Source organism: Acinetobacter sp. GXMZU3951 (assembly GCF_054457875.1).
In genome coordinates this window covers 236,792-256,768 of sequence record NZ_JBTLFO010000001.1, presented here as the reverse complement: position 1 = coordinate 256,768, position 19,977 = coordinate 236,792, and the positions used below count along the sequence as shown (strand labels likewise).

Here is a 19,977-nt window from a genome sequence, read left to right as displayed (position 1 = left end):
TATTTTAAGAGGATAGCAACGTGCGCCGGACCTTTACATGGTTACCTTGGGTGTTACTCATTATTGTGATTATTGGTTTTATTGCATGGCAACAATACCAAAAACCGAAAGCACCTATTGCCTCGGATGGGGTGAAATTACCCGCAGAAAAAGTTGAGCCTTTAATTGATACGAGTCGGACAGGCGGCGTTGTTTCTTATAGTGCTGCAGTTAAAGTGGCTGCACCTGCGGTGGTGAATATTTTCACCACCCAAAAAGTGAAACAGCTCGATCATCCTTTATTAAATGACCCTGCTTTTCGAGAATTTTTTGGCAATCAAGTGCCAGATCAATTAGAGCAAGGTCAAAATGAAAATAGTCTGGGCTCGGGAGTAATTGTGCGCCCAGATGGCTATATCCTCACGAATAATCATGTGGTGTCTCAGGCCGATCAAATTATTGTTGCTTTGCAAGATGGACGTCGTGCAGTTGCAAAAATTATTGGGACTGACCCAGATACCGATTTGGCGGTAATCAAAATTGATTTGGATAAATTGCCTGTATTGCCATTCAAACTCAGTGGCAACGAAGTTGGTGATGTAGTCCTTGCAATTGGTAATCCATTTGGTGTGGGTCAAACCGTGACACAAGGGATTATTTCCGCGACAGGTCGTTCTGATTTAGGCATCAATACCTACGAAGACTTTATTCAAACTGATGCAGCAATTAACCCAGGTAATTCGGGTGGTGCATTAATTGATGTGGCGGGTAATTTAATTGGGGTGAATACTGCCATCTTTTCGCAGTCGGGTGGGTCATTAGGAATTGGATTTGCAATTCCTGCAAAAGTTTGTCAGCAAGTATTAAATTCTATTCTGAAAGATGGACGAGTGGTTCGCGGTTGGTTAGGCATCAGCCTAATGCCAGTTCAACAAGATGATGTCATGGCACCGAAACAGGCGGGTGTTGTGGTCGCAGATGTGTTAAAAAATGGTCCTGCGGCACAGGCTGGATTATTAAAAGGCGATAAGATTATTCAAGTGAATGATGAGAAAATTACTTCAGCTTCACATTTAATTAATTATGTTGCCTTACAAGCGCCAAATAGCACCATTAAGATTCAAGTCGATCGTGCTGGTCAACCTTTAACGCTAGATGTGGTTGTGGGTGAGCGCCAACTACAGAATGCGGGTTCACAGTACATTCCGTTACCAAAACGCTAAATCTGATTTGAAGAAAAAGCTCCTGAAAATAGGGGCTTTTTTTATACAAAATGTATGATTTATACGGCTAAATGTGTAGCAGGTTTGGTTTCATTCCAGTAAGGCTTTATGATGAAATACAGAATGATAAGCACAAGTACATATAGGGAAACATCATGTCAAATCCAATGATGCATCAGGTGGTAATTACCGAAGCGGGTGGACCAGAAACATTAGCGATTGTGCAAACGGATGTGCCTGAGCCAAAGGCAGATGAAGTCTTGGTTCAAGTCCATGCTTTTGGCTTAAACCGTCCAGATATTTTACAACGTCAGGGCTTATATCCAATGCCAAAAGGCGTCACGCCAGTGCCTGGATTGGAAGTTGCGGGTGAGGTGGTTGCCGTTGGTTCATCAGTCAGCAATTTTAAGGTTGGTGATCAGGTCTGCGGATTAACCAATGGTGGCGGTTATGCCGAATATTGTGTAGTTCCTGAGTCACAAACCTTAACTATTCCGAGTGGTCTTAGTTATGTGCAAGCGGCTGCGATTCCAGAGACATTTTTTACAGTTTGGGCAAATGTATTCCAAATGGGCAAAGCCCAAGCAGGTGAAACCATTCTAATTCATGGTGGAACCAGTGGTATTGGCACGACTGCACTGATGTTATGTCAGGCGATGGGGCTTAAAACTTTTGCAACGGTTGGTTCGGATGAAAAAGTTCAGGCAATTGCGCATTTAACCGATGCAATTAACTATAAAACACAAAATTTCGAAAGTTATATTTTGGAGAAAACGGAGCAGGCCGGGGTTGATATTATTCTAGATATCGTAGGTGCACCGTATTTAGATCAAAATCTGAATTTACTGCGTAAAGATGGACGTTTGGTGTATATCGCCTTTCTTGGTGGAACGAAAGCCAAAGAAGTAAAATTGGGTCAAATTATGATGAAACGCTTAACCATTACAGGTTCAACTATGCGTGCACGTAATACGGCTGAAAAAGCAGAAATTACCCAAGGTTTATTGCAGCATGTCTGGCCGTTGTTAGAGCAGGGGCAATGTGTACCAATGATTTATAAAACCTTTAAATTTGATCAGATTCAAGATGCACATCGCGCCATGGATACCGGGGATCATATTGGGAAAATTGTGGTCGAAGTGATTTAATTCGATTTAAAAAGAGCGCGATAAAGAAGATTCAATATTGCTTTCAAAGTGGGATTGAATCTTTTCTGCATGCTTACGTGTCCAAGGTCATCGTAAACACTGCTCTTTATGAAGGAAGTATGCGAGAATAGTACTTTCTAATGAATTTATACGAGCAGTGCATGACTGAACAATCTCCCGCGCAATTAAGTGATATCGAAATTTTAGACGTTTTAAAGTCTATGAAAAACGATAAGCTCAATATTGAAGCCAACCAAATTATTCGTGCTGGTGGAAAAGCGGGTCGTCAGGAGTCGCATAAGCAGGCTTTATTGGCATTGCATCAATCTTTTGAAGAAAAATTTGTTGAAGCAGTGACCTTGGCGTTAAATTTAAATTCGACCCAAGCGAAAAAAATCCGTTATAAAAAAGATCGTATTCGTATTTTGAAAGCACAAGGTATTGATTATTTAGCCATTGATGGTGCTGAAACAGCACAAGTGCTTTCCCAGATTGCGCAAGCCATTACCCGTGAAGATGCAATCGTTACGGAAGATCTTCATAACATCTTTCCATTTTGGAAACAGGGTTGGCCAATGGTGCAATTCGATAATGCTTATAAAATTTTAGAAGAAGATATTCTGATTCACTATCAAGCTGTTCTAGAAGCGCTGCTTGCGAAATACTGATATATTTGATTCATACTCAAAAAGAGCACCTAAAGGTGCTCTTTTTTTTATAACGTAGTTATCCGAGCGTAGAATAGAGTGGGAAAATACCAAAAATGACAGCAGTCACCAGCATCACCAAGCACGTTATAACGGCCCATTTAAAAGTGAACTCTTGATGTTCACCAAAATTGATACCCGCCAGCCCACACAATAAATAGGTAGATGGAACCAAAGGTGAAAGTAGATGTACAGGCTGTCCGACAATTGAGGCACGTGCCATTTCTACTGGGGTAATGCCATAATGCCCAGCAGCTTCTGATAACACAGGTAAGACACCGAAATAGAAAGCATCATTCGACATAAAGAAGGTCAATGGCATACTAATGAGGGCAGTGATAGGTGCTAAATACGGTCCCATACTTTCTGGGATAATTGCGACCAATTGCTTAGACATCGCATCGACCATACCTGTACCGGATAGAATACCCGTGAAAATCCCTGCGGCAAAAATAATCCCAACTACAGCCAAAGCACTTGCAGAATGATTGCCGATCAGCTGCTTTTGCATGTTTAAGTCGGGATAATTCACAATTAATGCAATAGATAATGCCACCATAAATAAAATTGGCGCAGGCAAAATTCCCATCACCAACGTAATCATCAGGCCGAGTGTCAGTAAGGCATTAAATGTACGTAAATGATGACGGTTTGCTTCTGGCACTTGCGAGATTTGAATATTGTCACCATGACTAATGTCTAGTTCTACAATACCAATGCGTTTACGCTCCATGCGACCATACATAAAGCCTAGGAAATATAGCCAGATAATCGCCACCAACATCGGAAACAGCATGGGTACAAAGACATCGTTTGGATCGACATGAAGTGCGGTTGCGGCACGTGCAGTAGGCCCGCCCCAAGGGGTTAAATTCATAATACCACTGGCAAGCATCATCAAACATGCCATGATTAATGGGCTCATCCCAATCCGTTTATACAATGGCAACATAGCTGCTACACAGATCATATAGGTTGTCGAGCCATCACCATCTAAGGATACAATCAAAGTTAGCGTAATCGTCCCTAAAGTCACTTTTAGAGGATCCCCTTTGACTTGTTTCAAAATCCATTTTACTGATGGATCAAACAAGCCAGTATCAATCATGATGGCAAAGTAAAGAATAGCAAATAACAGCATGACGCCAGTTGGGGCAAGTTTCTTGATCCCATCCATCATCATGTTACCTAATTCTGAAATATTAAATCCAGCTAGACTGTCTACAAAGAAACTTAGTGCATACGTAATTAATGCAAAAAGAATAGGAATAAGAGTTAAGGCGACAAGAGCACTTAGACGCTTGGACATGATTAAATACATAAAGCAAATAATCATGCCTAAGCCTAAAATAGTCAGCATGGATCAGTCCTTTGAGTGTGATAGTTTTATTTAATATTCAAGTGAAATTAATACTATTAAATTCATCTGGTTTTTTAAATATAATTTAACAAATGGTGTTATTTATTCTATTTTTCTAATAAATAATATGGATTTATAAACTATCTAAAAATGCAACTTTATTGCTATCACTAAATTTAAAGCAATAAAAAGCCTTGTACAGATGACAAGGCCTAAGAAAAAATCAAAATAATTAATCTTCAACGTTGTCGCTGTTGTTTAGCGACTGTTCCTCTAACAGGCGAGTGACGAGCAATTGGTCAATTTTAAAATGATCCACATCGACCACTTCAAATTTATAACCCGCATAAATAACGATGTCTGCTGGACGAGGAATTTTACGTAAGCGATACATCATAAAACCTGCAAGGGTTTCATAATTTTCTTCGTCAGGCATCTCGTCTATTTCGAGTGCATGCTTCATATCCTCAATTGGAGTGCTGCCTTCAATGAGCCATGAATTGTTGTCACGTTTAATAATTTGCTGCTCTTCTTCCATTGGGGTAACCCAATCACCCATTACGGTAATCATGATGTCAGAGAGAGTAATTACACCTACCACAAGGGCATACTCATTAATCACTACTGCAAATTTTTCTTTGCTGGAGCGGAAACGGTCTAACAGTTCAGACAAGGTTAAGGTGTCTGGAATGGTTAGGACATTCCGGATGGTGTTTTCGTTGAGCTGCAATAAAGATTGATTATTGAGAATACGAACCAGAATGTCTTTGGCATCGACATAGCCAATTACATCATCAATATTTTCACTACAAACTAAAAATTTAGAGTAGGGGTATTCAGCCAATTTTTGACGAATACTGGCTTCAGATTCATTTAAGGTAAAATACACCACGTTTTCGCGTGTCGTCATACTGGAAGGTACGTTACGTTCTTCAAGCTCAAACACATTTTCAATAAAGTGGTGTTCTTGCTTTTGTAGTACCCCAGCTTGCGCACCAGCATCCATTACTGCGGAAATATCATCAAAGGTAATATTGTCATCACGGATGGTATTCACTTTAAACAGGCGGAAGAGTAAATTTGCTAAAGCATTGATAATCCATGCTAAAGGCTTACAGACCTTAATAAAGACCTGAATCGGATTAATCACCGCAATTGAGATTTTTTCAGGGGCGATCATTGCCAAGCGTTTAGGCATTAAATCGGCAAAAAGAATAAATAACGAGGTGACCAAGGTAAAAGAGAGGACGAAACTGATGGTTTCTGACCAAGGGCCTGTGTAGAAGCGAGAGACAAAAGTAAGAAAATAAGGCCGGAAGGCGCCTTCGCCCAAAATACCGCCCAAAATGGCAACGGCATTGAGTCCAATTTGCGATGCAGCAAAGAAGTCAGCAGAGTTTTCCTGTAAATCTAGAACTTTTTGCGCACGTTCTTCACCCGCTTCAGCCAGAATTTTTAATTTGACTTTGCGCGCGCCTGCAAGCGCAATTTCTGTAAGCGACAGAAAACCCGCTCCTGCGATGAGCAGAAAAATGATTATAATATTCTGGAAGAGGCTCACGAATCCACCTGCGGATCATCATTATTATGAAATATTTTGAACAAAAAAAGCACAAGGGGAATAATTTAATTAGTCCCGAAGTGCTTACAGTATAATCTCAAAAATTAAGAATTTAAGAAAAAATCTAATTAATAATGTGAAAATTGTGAGTTATTGAGTAAGAATTCACGATTTTCTTCCTCAATCATCTGGCGTGCAACGTATAAAATTAATTGGCGCAACCAGCGGTGTGCAGGGTGATGATGTAACAATGGGCACCATGCCATTTTTAATTCAAATTCTGGAATATAGAACGGTGGGTCTTTAATCAATAAGTTCTGATTTTTCGCCTGTAAACGAGCAATACGGGTGGGTAAGGTCGCAATCAAATCAACATTCGAGGCTAATAATGCCGGCATTTGATAATGACGCGTAAATACAGAAATTTTACGCTTTTGACCAATACGTTCCAGTGCTTGATCAATCCAACCTAAACCGGCTTGTTTTTCTGGGTTTACACCAAAGCCAACCCCCATACCTGTTTTCGATACCCAAATATGTTGAGCATCTAGATAACTTTTTAAGTTCAGGTTGGTAGCGGCTGGGTGTTTGCCATTGAGTAGGCAAGAGAAACTGTCGCGCCAAACCAGAACCTGATGGAAACTTTGCGGTATTTCATTAAAACGGTTGATGGCTAGGTCAACTTTGCCTTGTTCCATATCACGATAAGACACGTCACTGGGCGTTAAAAAGTCGAGTACGACATTTGGTGCTTCAGAACGTAAGGCTTTAACTAGGCGAGGGACTAAAGTCGCTTCGGCATAGTCTGACGTCATAATGCGGAACACGCGATTAGAGGTATAAGGACGGAATTCGGTGCGTGGCTCTAAAATCATCGAAAGGTCAGATAAGGCATCACGAATGCGTGGTTGTAATTCCAATGCACGTTCGGTGGGTGTCATACCTTCAGATGAACGAATCAAGAGGGGATCATTAAACAGATTACGAAGACGACGTAAGATGTTACTCATTGCAGGTTGGGTGACACCCAATTGTTCTGCTGCACGTGTGACATTTTTTTCACGTAATAACACGTCAAGATAGATGAGTAAGTTAAGGTCGACCCGCTCCAGATTCATAAAATAAATACCAAGAATAAACTTATGAAATTATGTTGATTATGCCATAAGCTGTAAGGCTTGTGTAGAAAATATGATGAAAAAGCGCGTTTGGATTTTTATTATGAGCCTGCGCATAGTATAGGAAAATGACAACAGATAAAAGCCTGATCTAAACCAATATCGTCCCCCATGCGGAGGAAAGAAAATAAGCCATATAGTTGGAATGCCAAGCTGAAAATAAAAAAAGCGAAGTGAACTGAGCTGAAGGTTGTATTTATTTTATACGATTGTATTTTAATTATAATGGCAAAATTAAGTCCATTTAGTTGTGCTATTTCATCCCCAAAAATAGATTTTAAGGCATGCGAGACTTAAGTCTAATGCTGAATATTTAGTCATTATATGTAAATTGCAAGTAATTTTAATTTTCCTATATTATTGATTTTTAAAATAATTATTTATATTTATTTGCAATATAATACGACTTTGATCTATACATTTATTAAATAAATACCGAAAATTACTTGAGGATATTGGATTAATTTGACAACTCAATCTAATCTGTATTCATCGTAATGAAGTGTTGTAAATCTGAACAAAAATCATTATTCAGATTTTACTGCTTCAATTGATGAAATCCTAATATTATTACAGGAAAATATCATGACTACATACCAAACAGCGATTGATGCAATCCGCGAATTAAAAGCAAAATTCGGTAACACTTGGGCAGACATCAGTCCTGAAGATGCTGCGCGTATGCAATTGCAAAACCGTTTCAAAACTGGTTTAGATATTGCTAAATACACAGCTGCGATTATGCGTCGTGATATGGCTGCTTATGATGCCGATTCAAGCAAATACACTCAATCATTAGGTTGCTGGCACGGTTTCATCGCACAACAAAAAATGATTGCGAACAAAAAATACTTCGGTACTACTGAACGTCGTTATATCTACCTTTCTGGCTGGATGGTTGCTGCTCTTCGTTCAGAATTCGGTCCACTTCCGGACCAATCTATGCACGAAAAAACTTCAGTTCCTGCATTAATCGAAGAAATCTACACTTTCTTACGTCAAGCTGATGCTAAAGAATTAAACGATTTGTTCCGTGCGCTTAAAAAAGCTCAAGAAGCGGGTGATACTGCTAAAGCTGCTGAAATCACTGCACAAATCGACAACTTTGAAACTCACGTTGTGCCAATTATTGCGGACATCGACGCTGGTTTCGGTAACGAAGAAGCGACTTACTTACTTGCTAAGAAAATGATCGAAGCGGGTGCTTGTGCACTACAAATCGAAAACCAAGTATCTGACGCTAAACAATGTGGTCACCAAGCTGGTAAAGTAACTGTTCCACACGAAGACTTCATCGCTAAAATCCATGCATTACGTTATGCATTCTTAGAAATGGGTCTTGATGACGGTATTATCGTTGCGCGTACTGACTCTGAAGGCGCTGACTTGACTCAAAAAATCCCAGTGGTTAAAGAGCCAGGCGACATCGCTTCTCAATACATCAGCTACTTAGACACAGTTGAAATTGATATCTCTGAAGCTCAAGAAGACGAAATCTTGATCAAACGTAATGGCAAATTACACCGTCCTAAGCGTTTAGCTTCTGGTTTATACCAATTCCGTGAAGGCACACAAATTGACCGCGTTGTACTTGACTGTGTAACTAGCTTACAAAACGGTGCTGACCTTCTTTGGATCGAGACTGCAACTCCAAACGTTGACGAAATCGCTCACATGGTGAACCGTGTTAAAGAAACAGTTCCAAATGCGAAACTTGTTTACAACAACTCTCCATCGTTCAACTGGACTTTAAACTTCCGTCAACAAGCTTACGATCGTTGGGTTGCTGAAGGTAAAGATGTATCTGCATACGACCGTGCTAAATTAATGAGCGCTGAGTATGACAACTCTGAATTGGCTGCTGAAGCTGATGAGAAAGTACGTACATTCCAAGCTGATGCTTCTCGTGAAGCGGGTGTGTTCCATCACTTGATCACTCTTCCGACTTACCACACTGCAGCTCTTTCTACGCATGAGCTTGCACAAGGTTACTTCGGTACTGAAGGTATGTTGGCTTATGTTGCTGGCGTACAACGTAAAGAAATCCGTGGCGGTATCGCTTGTGTTAAACACCAAGCAATGGCGGGTTCTGACATCGGTGATGATCACAAAGAAATCTTCTCTGGTGACAACGCTCTTAAAGCACATGACGATGCTAAAAACACAATGAACCAATTCGCTGCTCACTAAGTCGCGAACTGATTCGAAAAACCCTGCGTAAGCAGGGTTTTTTTTTGCTGAGTCTGAGCGAATTGTGGAGCAACTGTTTGGGGCTGATGAGCCGATGGACGACAATCCTCTTAGGCCGTAAACCATAAGCCAATCTCCAGTATGCTTTCTCTTTTTCATAGACCACTGAGATGGCGTTTAAATAGTGATTAAATTTTAATGCTGATATTTTTTAAGTTATTGAAATATATCAAATATATTTTAAGTCTTGTTTCTGTGATTCAGTTTTATTTGGTTTTAAAAAGTTTTAAGCCCAAGATGAATCATGAATAAAGAGATATTTGCTTACAAAACAGTGGTTGGGATTTACGGTTATAAAATTTAGAGCACCCTAAGAATTTAATTCCAAATTCGCAGTTATAGCATGCATTTCTGATCAGAATAATTACCATATGAAAATCTGCTCAGGATTTAGCAATTAAATTAAAAAAATCAAAATTAACAACTTATACATTTATATATTAATAGCCTGTTTTTTGTACTTATGGCTCTTTTTTTATTCAAACAGATTGGTAGAATTCGCTGTCTTTTTTTGTTGATTTTGGTGTTGCTGTGTTTGAGAAGTTGGCTGAACAATCTTTAGCATTGATGGGTTGGAAGACAGATGATCAGTGGCCGGAAGATCTAGAACAATGTGTGATGATTGCTGCACCACATACCAGTAATTGGGATGCACTCTATGCGCGTTTAGCCTTGAAAGCACTTGGGGTAAATGTCCGAATTACCATTAAAGACAGTTATATGAAATTACCATTTGGTCCTTTTGTGCGTGCTATGGGCGGCATTGGTATTGACCGTCGCCCGAAGAAAGCAGGGGATGCTCGACCAAGTATGGTTGAACTGATGACTGATTTATTCAAAACCCACCCGAAGCTGGTGATGTTGGTAACGCCAGAAGGTACACGTTCGAAACAAGAACAATGGAAAACGGGCTTTTACCATGTAGCAGTAAATGCAGGCGTGCCAATTGCACTGGCTTATATGGATTATGTAAAAAAAGAAGCAGGCGTCGGCAAAATTGTTTATCCCACTGGAGATTATGAGCAGGATATGCAAGAAATCATGCAGTTTTATGCCAGTATTCAGCCGAAGTTTCCAGAAAAATTCAGTATCGATACACGATATCTCAATCAGCGAGATGCTTAAATTCCAGCACTATCAAGCAAGGGCAGTTTTTACTGCCCTTTGCTATATGTATAATCTCAACTGGATGGGATTATCGGCTTAAGCCGCCTAAAGACTGGCAGGCGGCTTTATAATGTTCATATTCTGCGGAAATAATGTCCGGCAAGGGTTCGGTAAATAGAATATCGCCATCTTTATAACTTTGTAGATAACCTTCCACTTTTTGACGGCTATTGCCTAAAGCGCGTTCATGGTAAGTAATAATTGGGCTATGCATCATCTGGCTCGTTTCAATATTGTGACATTGAAAATGTGCGAGCAGTATTTCGGCTTGTTTTATTTCTTGACTGGTACCGAGAGCACATCCTGATAAAGCCAGAATGCAAGTGATAAGAGGAAGGCGTAACATTGTATGCGGTGTAGTAATAAATTGAGCAGCATTGTAAGTGTCAATTTGTCTGGAATAAATCTTTTTAATGGGTTGCAGTATTTCTTTGCACGTAAACTAAGCAGTAATAAATAAAAAGAGCGACAGAGAGCGCCAAAAAAATCTATTTGAATAGTCAGTGTAATTCGAAAACAGTAATATAGATTTGACTCTATTGCAGGTCCAACTTTATGAAAATTGTGGCTGATGAAAATCTAGCGTTTACGGATTATTTTTTTGCAGAATTTGGTTCAATTCAACATGCGGCAGGGCGCAATTTGCAGCATGCAGATGTTGTGGATGCTGATGCGCTGTTGGTCCGTTCGGTGACCAAAGTAAATGCGGACTTGATTCAAAATACCGCTTTGAAATATGTTGGCAGTGCCACAATTGGTACAGATCATCTTGATATAGCCGCTTTAAATGCAGCAGGTATAACATGGTCGAATGCCGCAGGATGTAATGCGCAGGCCGTGGCCGAATATGTGATTACCGCTTTATTGCATTTGAGATCGGAATTGATTACTGCTCAGCAGACATTTTGTCTCGGTATTATTGGCTTAGGTAATGTGGGATCACGTTTAGCTGCAATGGCTCAGCTTTTGGGTTGGCAGGTGATTGCGTATGATCCATTTGTTCAATCTCAAGATGTCACACAAGTCGATTTTACTCAGTTATTGCAACAAGCCGATGCTATTTCGATTCATGTGCCCTTAACTCAAGCAGGGGCTTATCCAACTTATCATTTGTTTAATGCGCAGGCTTTTACAGAAATGAAGCCGAATGCCATTTTGATTAATTCCGCTCGTGGTCCTGTGGTTGAAGAAATTGCTTTAATGGCTGACATACAGCAAACAGGTCGCCAAGTGGTGCTGGATGTGTTTGAGCATGAACCAGAAATTTCGGCTGAACTGTTGAATATGCTGAGTTTGGCCACGCCACATATTGCAGGGTATAGCTTGGAAGGCAAAGCGCGTGGAACGCAAATGATTTATGATGCCTTCTGTCGAGTATTTGACTACAGCAATAACAAAAAGTTTGAAACCCAATTACCGAGTTGCGAACAATATTTCGCACATGCCGATTTCAAAACAGTAATCTCACAATACCTCAAACAGATTTATGATATTGCGCAAGATGATGCGCAGTTGAGAGCCTGTGTGCGGGATGGCAAAGTTGAGCAACATGCTTTTGATGCTTTAAGAAAAAACTATCCGCTGCGACGTGAATGGGCCGCTCATGGGGGGCCACAAGCATGAGTCAAATTCACTATCAACCGACCTGTGATCTGGCTGCAATACAAGCCCGTGCAAAAATGTATGCTCAAATCCGTCAGTTTTTTGCAGATCGCCAAGTCTTGGAAGTTGAAACGCCGATTTTATCTCAAGCTGGTGTAACCGATGTGCATTTGGCTTCTGTACAAGCACAGCGTCATGTGCAGGGCAAACTGGCAACGCATTATTTACAGACTTCGCCTGAGTTTGCGATGAAGCGCTTACTGGCAAGTGGCAGTGGTGCAATTTACCAGATATGCAAGGTGTTTCGCGATGATGAGCATGGTCGTAAACATAACAGCGAGTTCAGCATGCTGGAGTGGTATCGTCCGCACTTTAGCCTGCAAGATTTGATGTTTGAGGTCACGGATTTATTAAATGTGACTTTGGCACAACGTTTTGGTGAAATTCGTCCAACCATCTTAAGTTATAAACATGCCTTTATGGATCGCTTGGATTTAAATCCATTACAAGCCAGCCTTAAACAGCTCCAGGATTGTTGTCAGCGTATGGGGCTCAATCTGGATTTGGGTGAGGATCGACTCGGTTATATTGATCTTTTGTTCTCTCATTTTGTTGAACCAAGTTTAGGTTTTGACACAGCGGTTTTTTTAACAGATTTCCCCCCCGAGCTCGCTTCATTGGCGAAAACCAAGCAAGATGAAGATGGTGAGCTGGTTGCAGCTCGCTTCGAGTTATATATCGAAGGGTTGGAACTAGCGAATGCCTATGATGAACTGATTGATGCAGATGTGCTTCGTCAGCGTTTTGAGGCGGATAATCAAGAGCGTGCACAACTCGGATTACATGTGATGCCTGTAGATGAATATTTATTGGCAGCTTTGCCGCAGATGAGTGAATGTGCGGGGATTGCATTGGGGCTGGATCGTTTGTTGATGATTGCAACCCAAAAAATGCGTTTAGAGCAGGTCATCACTTTTCCTGCTCAGGTTTCATAAAAGTTAAATGATGCTAGATGAAAAGCCCTCACCAAACCAAGTGAGGGCTTTTTATTTTATTCAGCAGTAGGAGGGGTGGCGTGTTGTGCTTTATAGGTTTCTAAGGCTTGAATCCGACGTTGAATCAGCATTTCACCAATTTCAGAGCCTTGAATTTCAGGTGGCAAATCTTGTGCTTTAATGCCGCGTACAATTTCCATGGCATTCCGCACATAAGCCGCTTGAGGATATTCTCGATCTTCTAGCCCTAAACGACCTCGCGAATCACATTCACAGGCTTGAATAAAGGCTTCAACACGTTCAGGACGGCGCAATACATCTAAGCGCTGTAACAGGCGCCACAATGTTCCCGGTTTGAGTGCCAAAGCCTGATGGCATTTAAGATGTTCCTTACAGACTGCCAAAGCCAGTTGTTTGGTTTGAGTCGGTACTTTTAAGCGGTCACAAACTTCGGTTACAGGTTTGATGCCACGTTCTTCGTGCATAATATGGCGCGGTAATTCATGTGCGGGAGTCAGTGCTTTACCTAAATCATGAACCAGTACGGCAAAACGAACATCCAGTGAGTAATTGGCTTTGCAGGCTTGATGTAATGACATGAGGGTATGTACGCCACAGTCAATTTCGGGATGATACTCAGGGCGCTGTGGAATGCCAAATAAGGCATCAATTTCAGGAAATAAAACTTTTAAGGCACCACATGCGTGCAGAACTTCAAAATAGATGTCTGCATGCGGTTCCATGAGTGCACGAGAAGTTTCCTTCCAGACACGCTCTGGCGTTAAGGCATTCAGTTCGCCTGATTCCGCCAATTCCCGCATTAAGTCTAAGGTTTCAGCGGCTATGCTAAAACCTAAAGGTTTATAGCGTGCGGCAAAACGCGCAACACGTAATACACGAAGTGGATCTTCTACAAAGGCTTGGGATACATGACGCAGGATTTTATCATTTAAGTCCTGCTGACCATCATAAGGATCATAGACTTGACCTTGCTCATCCATGGCCATGGCATTGATGGTCAAATCACGACGAATGAGATCATCTTCTAAGCGAACGCTCACATCCGTATAAAATTCAAACCCATGATAACCCTGACCTGACTTACGTTCAGTACGGGCCAATGCATATTCTTCTTTTGTTTCTGGATGTAAAAAAACCGGAAAATCTTTGCCAACGGGTTGATAGCCGAGAGCAAGCATTTGTTCTGGTGTAGCACCAACAACAACATAATCTTTTTCGTGATAGGGGTGTCCGAGTAAGTGATCTCGTACTGCACCGCCTACTAAATAAACTTGCATGAAAAAACCTCTATTCTTCAAGCAATCATGCTACAGAATAGAGGTTTTCTCAAGTCAATAACTTGAGCTTTTCACTAAAGATTAAAGTGCTTCAGTTTCAGCTTGCTGAATTTCAGCCACAGTTAAAGCCGTCATATTCACAAGACGACGAGTTGTGGTCGTCGGAGTAAGGATATGAACTGGTTTTGCTGCACCTAATAAAATAGGACCGATAGTTACGTTGTTACCAGAAGTCGATTTTAATAGGTTGAATGAAATATTCGCAGCATCAAGGTTTGGCATAATTAACAAGTTAGCCGAGCCTTTGAAACGTGAGTTCGGGAAGGCAAATTGACGAATGGTTTCGTCCATTGCAGCATCACCGTGCATTTCACCTTCAACTTCAAGTTCTGGTGCAATTTCACTCAAGATTTCAAATACTTTACGCATTTTTTGCGCGCTTGGATCATTTTGATCTGAACCAAAACTTGAGTGTGAAAGTAGTGCTACACGCGGTGTGATACCAAAACGACGTACTTCTTCAGCGGCTAAAATGGTCATTTCAGCCAGCTGTTCAGCTGTTGGATTACGATTGATGTAAGTGTCAGCAATGAACAGATTGCGGTCTTCAAGCATTAACGCATTCAGTGTAAAGAATGAGTTGTGACCTTCTTTTAAACCAATGACATTTTTCACAAAGTCTAAGTGAATGTCATAGCTTGAATACGTACCACATAACATACCATCGGCAAGACCATGTTTAACCAACATACCTGCGATTAAGGTAGAACGACGACGTGCTTCACGGTGTGCGTATTCAGGTGTAACCCCTTTACGTTGCATGATGTCGTAGTAGTCTTCAGCAAATTTTTCGTAGTCAGGGTTTTTCTCTTGATCCACAATCGTAATGTTTACACCGTGTTCAAGACGTAAGCCTAACTTTTTAATGTTCGCTTCAATAACCGCAGTACGACCGACTAAAATTGGTTTTGCAAGATCTTCATCAACCGCAATTTGAACCGCACGAAGTACGCGTAGGTCTTCACCTTCAGCATAAGCAATACGTTTAGGGTCTGTTTTTGCTTGTGCGAAGATTGGCTTCATCATGAATGCAGAGTTATAAACAAACTCAGACAAGCGTTGACGATAAGCAGAGAAATCTTCGATTGGACGAGTCGCTACACCAGAATCCATTGCTGCTTGCGCAACCGCTGGTGCAATTTCAAGAATCAAGCGTTGATCAAGTGGGCGAGGAATCAGGTAGTCACGACCGAATGATGCAGATTTTTCACCATAGGTCGCAGCATCTGCTTCAATGTGTGCCATACGTGCGATTGCGTATACGCAGGCAATCTTCATTTCTTCATTAATGGTGGTTGCACCAACATCAAGTGCACCACGGAAGATGTATGGGAAGCAAAGCGCGTTGTTGACTTGGTTTGGATAGTCAGAACGACCTGTCGCCATAATCACATCTGGACGAACTTCGTGAGCGTGCTCTGGTAAAATCTCTGGATCTGGGTTTGCCAATGCAAAGATGATAGGATCATTTGCCATTTCCTTAACCATTTCTTTGGTTAAGATGCCCGCAGCAGAAAGACCAAGGAACATGTCAGCGCCAGCAATCACATCTGCCAGTTGAGTGCCTTCGATATCTTGTACGTAGCGTTTTTTCGAGTCGTCTAGACCTTCACGTTTTGTGGTTAACAAACCGCGTGAATCCGCAACGATGATGTTTTCTTTCTTCGCACCAATCGCGCAAAGTAAATCTAAACATGAAAGGGCAGCAGCACCCGCACCAGAAGCCACGATTTTGATTTCATCAATTTTTTTGCCATTTAACTGAAGTGCATTCAGTAAAGCAGAACCTACAATGATAGATGTACCGTGTTGGTCATCATGGAACACAGGAATGTTCATGCGTTCACGTAGTTTACGCTCAATGTAGAAACATTCTGGGGCTTTAATGTCTTCGAGGTTAATACCGCCAAATGTTGGTTCTAATGCCGCAACAATATCCACAATTTTGTCTGGATCATTTTCAGCGATTTCGATGTCGAATACGTCAACACCAGCAAATTTCTTAAACAGTACGCCTTTACCTTCCATTACAGGTTTTGACGCTAATGGACCGATGTTGCCTAGTCCAAGTACAGCAGTACCGTTACTGACAACGGCAACTAAGTTACCACGAGCAGTATATAGGGCTGCAGTTGAAGGGTCGCGTTCAATCTCTAAACAAGGAGCAGCAACACCTGGAGAGTAAGCAAGGGCTAAGTCATGTTGGTTGACCAGCTGCTTACTTGGTGTAACACTGATTTTACCTGGGGTTGGAAACTCGTGATAATACAAAGCTTGCTGTTTTAATGATTGATCGTCCATCTGAATCTCGTTTGTTACTGAGTGGTCCAGCGAGGCTGGTGGTTTTTGCTGAATTTGCTCGAATATACCATTACTTGCGTTTTAAGCACAGTCGAACACGGTTCTTTTTTACACAAACTTAGACCTAAAGCCTATTGACTCAGATTAATAAGCTATAAGTTTGTGCTGTTGAAGGTATTCGGTCGCATTATTTTCAGATAAAGGTTTGGAGAAGAGATAGCCTTGCGCTATATCGCATTGTAGTTTTTCGAGATAGCAAAGCTGCTGTTCAGTTTCAATTCCTTCAGCAACCACGGTCAGCCCCATGGCTTTGCCCATAGCTACCATGGCACTGATGATGGCATCTTGTTTGCCATCGCCGATATTTGCAATAAAGGCGCGGTCTATTTTTAAGATATCAATCGGGAAGTCGGCAAGGTAGGCTAAGGACGAATAGCCTGTACCAAAGTCATCGAGAGCGATATTGATCTTGCGTTGTTTGATTTGATCGAGCACCAGTTTTACAGTTTTGGAGTTTTCAATCAGCGATGACTCAGTAATTTCTAGCTCAAGACTCTCACCTGAAATTTGATAAGTTTGAATCGCATCATCTAAATCAGATAGTAATTGTCCGCGCTGTAATTGCTGGGCAACCACATTGACGGAAACACAAATATTTTTAAAGCCAATCGAATTCCAATAACTAATTTGTTTGGCTGTTTTATGAATAACAATACGTCCAATATCAGAAATTAAGCTGGTTTTTTCCGCCATTGGAATAAACAAAGCCGGAGGAATAATGCCCTTGGTTGGGTGATTCCAGCGAACCAAGGCTTCAAATCCATAAACGTGCTGATCTTTAAAATTAATTTTAGGTTGATAATAAACAATGAGCTCATCATTACGGATTGCACGGCGTAAATCACGTTCTAAATAAATGCCTTGTTCAAGCAGGGCGGTATTATCACTCGAATAATATTTAACAGTATGTCCACCGAGGCGTTTGGCTTCAGTTAATGCCTGTTCAGCACAGTTGTTCAGATAATCGAGTTGGCGACCATGTTCTGGATAGAAAGAAATCCCCATAGAAATGGTAATAAAGTGATCTTGCCCAAAAATGTCAAAGGGTTCACTAAAGGCATCTTGAATACGTTGGCAATGCTGCTGAATGGACGGACGGATATGCGAAATTTCGTACACAATCGCGAAATCATCACCATTTAAGTGTGCCAAGAATAAAGCTTCTGTATTGGTCAGTCGTAAGCGTTGAGCGACTTGTCTTAAAAGCTCATCACCACCATTGTTGCTTAAAAACTCATTTAATGGGCGGAAACGGTCAATATTGAGCCGAATGACAGCCAATTGTTGAATGGAATCTTGATGCGAAACCAGATATTGATGTAATTGATAGTTATAATAAAAACGGTTCGGCAGGTCAGTTAAGGTATCGTAATTTTCCAGATAAGACAGACGCTGTTCTTGGAGTTTGCGTTCAGTCAAGTCCGACACAATGCCAATATAATTAATGACACGATCGTATTCATCGTGAATGGCATTGATGTGTAGCCAGAGGGTGAGTTCTTTGCCAGAGTCAAACTTTTCGGTTAACTCGCCATCATATTCACCTGTACGTTCTAATTGTTCGAGAATAAGCAGATGATTTTTTTGCTGCTGTATTTTGCTCTTTGAGCTAATGTCAAAAAGATGTAGTCCTAGACAATGCTCCTGATTAAAGCCAGTAATTTTTTCATAGAAAGGATTCACATTCACATAACGTAAATGTTTATCTAAAATAAAAATGCCTTCAGCTGCTTGCTCTAAGACACTCGCAGCAAGTTTTAGTCGTTCCTGATCGGTTTTCTCACGATGAATGTCACGTTGAATACCCACCATACGCAATGGTTTTTTACTTTGAGGGTCACGTTCAATTACACGACCAATATCATGGACCCACGTCCATTCACCGGTACTCTGTAGCACACGGTAAGTGGCTTCATAACGGTCTGTTTCTGCGCGTAAGTGGCGTTTTAAAGCGGTTTTAAAACAGCGTAGATCATCGGGATGAATGATATTTTTTAATTGAATACGATGATCTTTGGAGTGTTTACGCTTCTGCTGCTGTTGGTAATCACTGACAGAGATATGCCGCTCACGAATATTCCAGTCCCAAGGCTTTAAGCCTGCAATTTCATGCGCAAGATCCAAATTTTGCTGTTGATTTTCGAGATTGCAGTTCATTTGTTCAATATCAAACGTTCGTTCTTTAATTTTTTGTTCTAAAAGCTGATTGTTAAGCTGAAGCTGTAATTCAATTTCTTTGGATTTGTTCATTTCGTTTTGGAGTTGCATGCACAAGTCTTCAGTCCAAGTCACTTGTTGTTCTGTATTTTTGATTAATTGAGCATTACGTAAATACAGAGCGGATAAACGTTTATGAATTCTAGAAGTTGAATTTGCGCAAAGTAGAATAACAATCAGAACAAAATTGACCGTGAGATGAAAGAGTTGATTAATCTGGTCGGTTAGAATGAATTGAGAAATAAAATAGGGAATAATCGAGGGGATAAAAACTAAACAAAAATAATCTAGGCGTTGGGTTAGAAATGTTAGTGCCAAGGTTTGCGTGACGATCAGCATTAACGCGGATAAGGTTAATGCATGGACATGTTCAAAATTTGGGTTGACCTGAGGTAAGTAATAATAAATCAGGGCAATTCCAATCGCGATCAAACTGCCGACACTCAGGCAAAGAAACTGCACCCAGTGATGTGCTTTAGTGATTTGATATTGCTCGGGCTTGAACCAAATGGCGGTTAGTAACCAAAAAAAACTGACTAAAATTTCAGTGCCAATAAACCAGATATTAAAAAAGGTGGAAAATTGAGAAAAATTAAATTGGTAAACGCAATATACATAAAGAAAAATAATCAGAATGCTGGCTAAAAACAGTTGGATATGCCGTATGGAATTATGAATTTGCGCAGCTCTTAACTGCGGTTTAAGATTCGCATCTAAAAAATCTGGCATATCTTTCATAACCTTATTTTTGTTTTGTTCTAGATACAGTATAGGTTATACGTTCCATTCATCAGCTTAGGCGTTTAATAAAATTACAGTAATTTGAATCACTTTTAGATTAATCAGGTTGTTCATAAATTTCAATCGAATC

Annotated in this window: 14 protein-coding genes; 7 read left to right on the top strand and 7 right to left on the bottom strand. The window is 40.7% G+C overall.

Features of this window, described 5'->3' with window-relative positions:
- The first annotated feature begins 20 nt into the window (after positions 1 to 20).
- From ACX17N_RS01190 to ACX17N_RS01180, 3 genes are all read left to right on the top strand, one after another.
- Positions 21 to 1,202, top strand: coding sequence for a S1C family serine protease (locus ACX17N_RS01190; protein ID WP_458890765.1), 1,182 nt, complete (start codon positions 21 to 23; stop codon positions 1,200 to 1,202).
- Between the two features lie 155 nt (positions 1,203 to 1,357).
- Positions 1,358 to 2,350 (top strand): NAD(P)H-quinone oxidoreductase, encoded by a 993-nt coding sequence (locus tag ACX17N_RS01185; protein ID WP_458890764.1) that lies wholly within the window; start codon positions 1,358 to 1,360, stop codon positions 2,348 to 2,350.
- A gap of 161 nt (positions 2,351 to 2,511) precedes the next feature.
- Entirely contained in the window at positions 2,512 to 3,018 is a 507-nt protein-coding gene (locus tag ACX17N_RS01180; RefSeq protein ID WP_458890763.1) for a hypothetical protein, read from the top strand.
- Positions 3,019 to 3,076: 58 nt separating this feature from the next.
- On the opposite strand, the gene ACX17N_RS01175 is transcribed toward ACX17N_RS01180, so the two are convergent.
- The 3 genes from ACX17N_RS01175 to ACX17N_RS01165 all read right to left on the bottom strand — a co-directional run bounded on the left by ACX17N_RS01175 (position 3,077) and on the right by ACX17N_RS01165 (position 7,096).
- Positions 3,077 to 4,417, bottom strand: coding sequence for a CitMHS family transporter (locus ACX17N_RS01175; RefSeq protein ID WP_458890762.1), 1,341 nt, complete (start codon positions 4,415 to 4,417; stop codon positions 3,077 to 3,079).
- A gap of 232 nt (positions 4,418 to 4,649) precedes the next feature.
- A complete protein-coding gene (gene paeA / locus ACX17N_RS01170) occupies positions 4,650 to 5,978 on the bottom strand; it encodes a polyamine export protein PaeA (RefSeq protein ID WP_458890761.1) in 1,329 nt (442 codons plus the stop codon).
- A 128-nt stretch (positions 5,979 to 6,106) separates the two neighbouring features.
- Entirely contained in the window at positions 6,107 to 7,096 is a 990-nt protein-coding gene (locus tag ACX17N_RS01165; protein ID WP_458890760.1) for a LysR family transcriptional regulator, read from the bottom strand.
- A gap of 645 nt (positions 7,097 to 7,741) precedes the next feature.
- Between ACX17N_RS01165 and ACX17N_RS01160 the strand changes: the two genes are divergently transcribed.
- Together ACX17N_RS01160 and ACX17N_RS01155 are read left to right on the top strand one after the other, a co-directional pair.
- Complete coding sequence (locus tag ACX17N_RS01160) at positions 7,742 to 9,346, top strand: isocitrate lyase (RefSeq protein WP_458890759.1); 1,605 nt, start codon at positions 7,742 to 7,744, stop codon at positions 9,344 to 9,346.
- A gap of 591 nt (positions 9,347 to 9,937) precedes the next feature.
- Positions 9,938 to 10,531, top strand: a complete 594-nt coding sequence (locus ACX17N_RS01155) for a 1-acyl-sn-glycerol-3-phosphate acyltransferase (protein WP_458890758.1) — start codon at positions 9,938 to 9,940, stop codon at positions 10,529 to 10,531.
- A gap of 70 nt (positions 10,532 to 10,601) precedes the next feature.
- Here ACX17N_RS01155 and ACX17N_RS01150 read toward each other — a convergent pair whose 3' ends face one another.
- On the bottom strand, positions 10,602 to 10,790 hold the full coding sequence (locus tag ACX17N_RS01150; protein ID WP_458890757.1) for a hypothetical protein: 189 nt from the start codon (positions 10,788 to 10,790) through the stop codon (positions 10,602 to 10,604).
- Positions 10,791 to 11,128: 338 nt separating this feature from the next.
- Here ACX17N_RS01150 and ACX17N_RS01145 point away from each other — a divergent pair, with 338 nt between their 5' ends.
- Both ACX17N_RS01145 and epmA read left to right on the top strand, forming a co-directional pair.
- Entirely contained in the window at positions 11,129 to 12,196 is a 1,068-nt protein-coding gene (locus ACX17N_RS01145) for a 4-phosphoerythronate dehydrogenase (RefSeq protein WP_458890756.1), read from the top strand.
- Positions 12,193 to 13,170, top strand: coding sequence for an EF-P lysine aminoacylase EpmA (gene epmA, locus ACX17N_RS01140; protein ID WP_458890755.1), 978 nt, complete (start codon positions 12,193 to 12,195; stop codon positions 13,168 to 13,170). The genes ACX17N_RS01145 and epmA overlap by 4 nt, the downstream gene beginning before the upstream one ends.
- A gap of 56 nt (positions 13,171 to 13,226) precedes the next feature.
- Here the strand turns inward: epmA and ACX17N_RS01135 are convergent, their stop codons facing one another.
- The 3 genes from ACX17N_RS01135 to ACX17N_RS01125 form a co-directional block, all read right to left on the bottom strand.
- Positions 13,227 to 14,468 (bottom strand): multifunctional CCA addition/repair protein, encoded by a 1,242-nt coding sequence (locus ACX17N_RS01135; protein WP_458890753.1) that lies wholly within the window; start codon positions 14,466 to 14,468, stop codon positions 13,227 to 13,229.
- Between the two features lie 81 nt (positions 14,469 to 14,549).
- Positions 14,550 to 16,829: an NADP-dependent malic enzyme gene (locus ACX17N_RS01130; RefSeq protein WP_458890752.1), complete on the bottom strand. Its 2,280-nt coding sequence runs from the start codon at positions 16,827 to 16,829 to the stop codon at positions 14,550 to 14,552.
- A gap of 144 nt (positions 16,830 to 16,973) precedes the next feature.
- Positions 16,974 to 19,835 (bottom strand): EAL domain-containing protein, encoded by a 2,862-nt coding sequence (locus ACX17N_RS01125; protein WP_458890751.1) that lies wholly within the window; start codon positions 19,833 to 19,835, stop codon positions 16,974 to 16,976.
- Between the last annotated feature and the right edge of the window lie 142 nt (positions 19,836 to 19,977).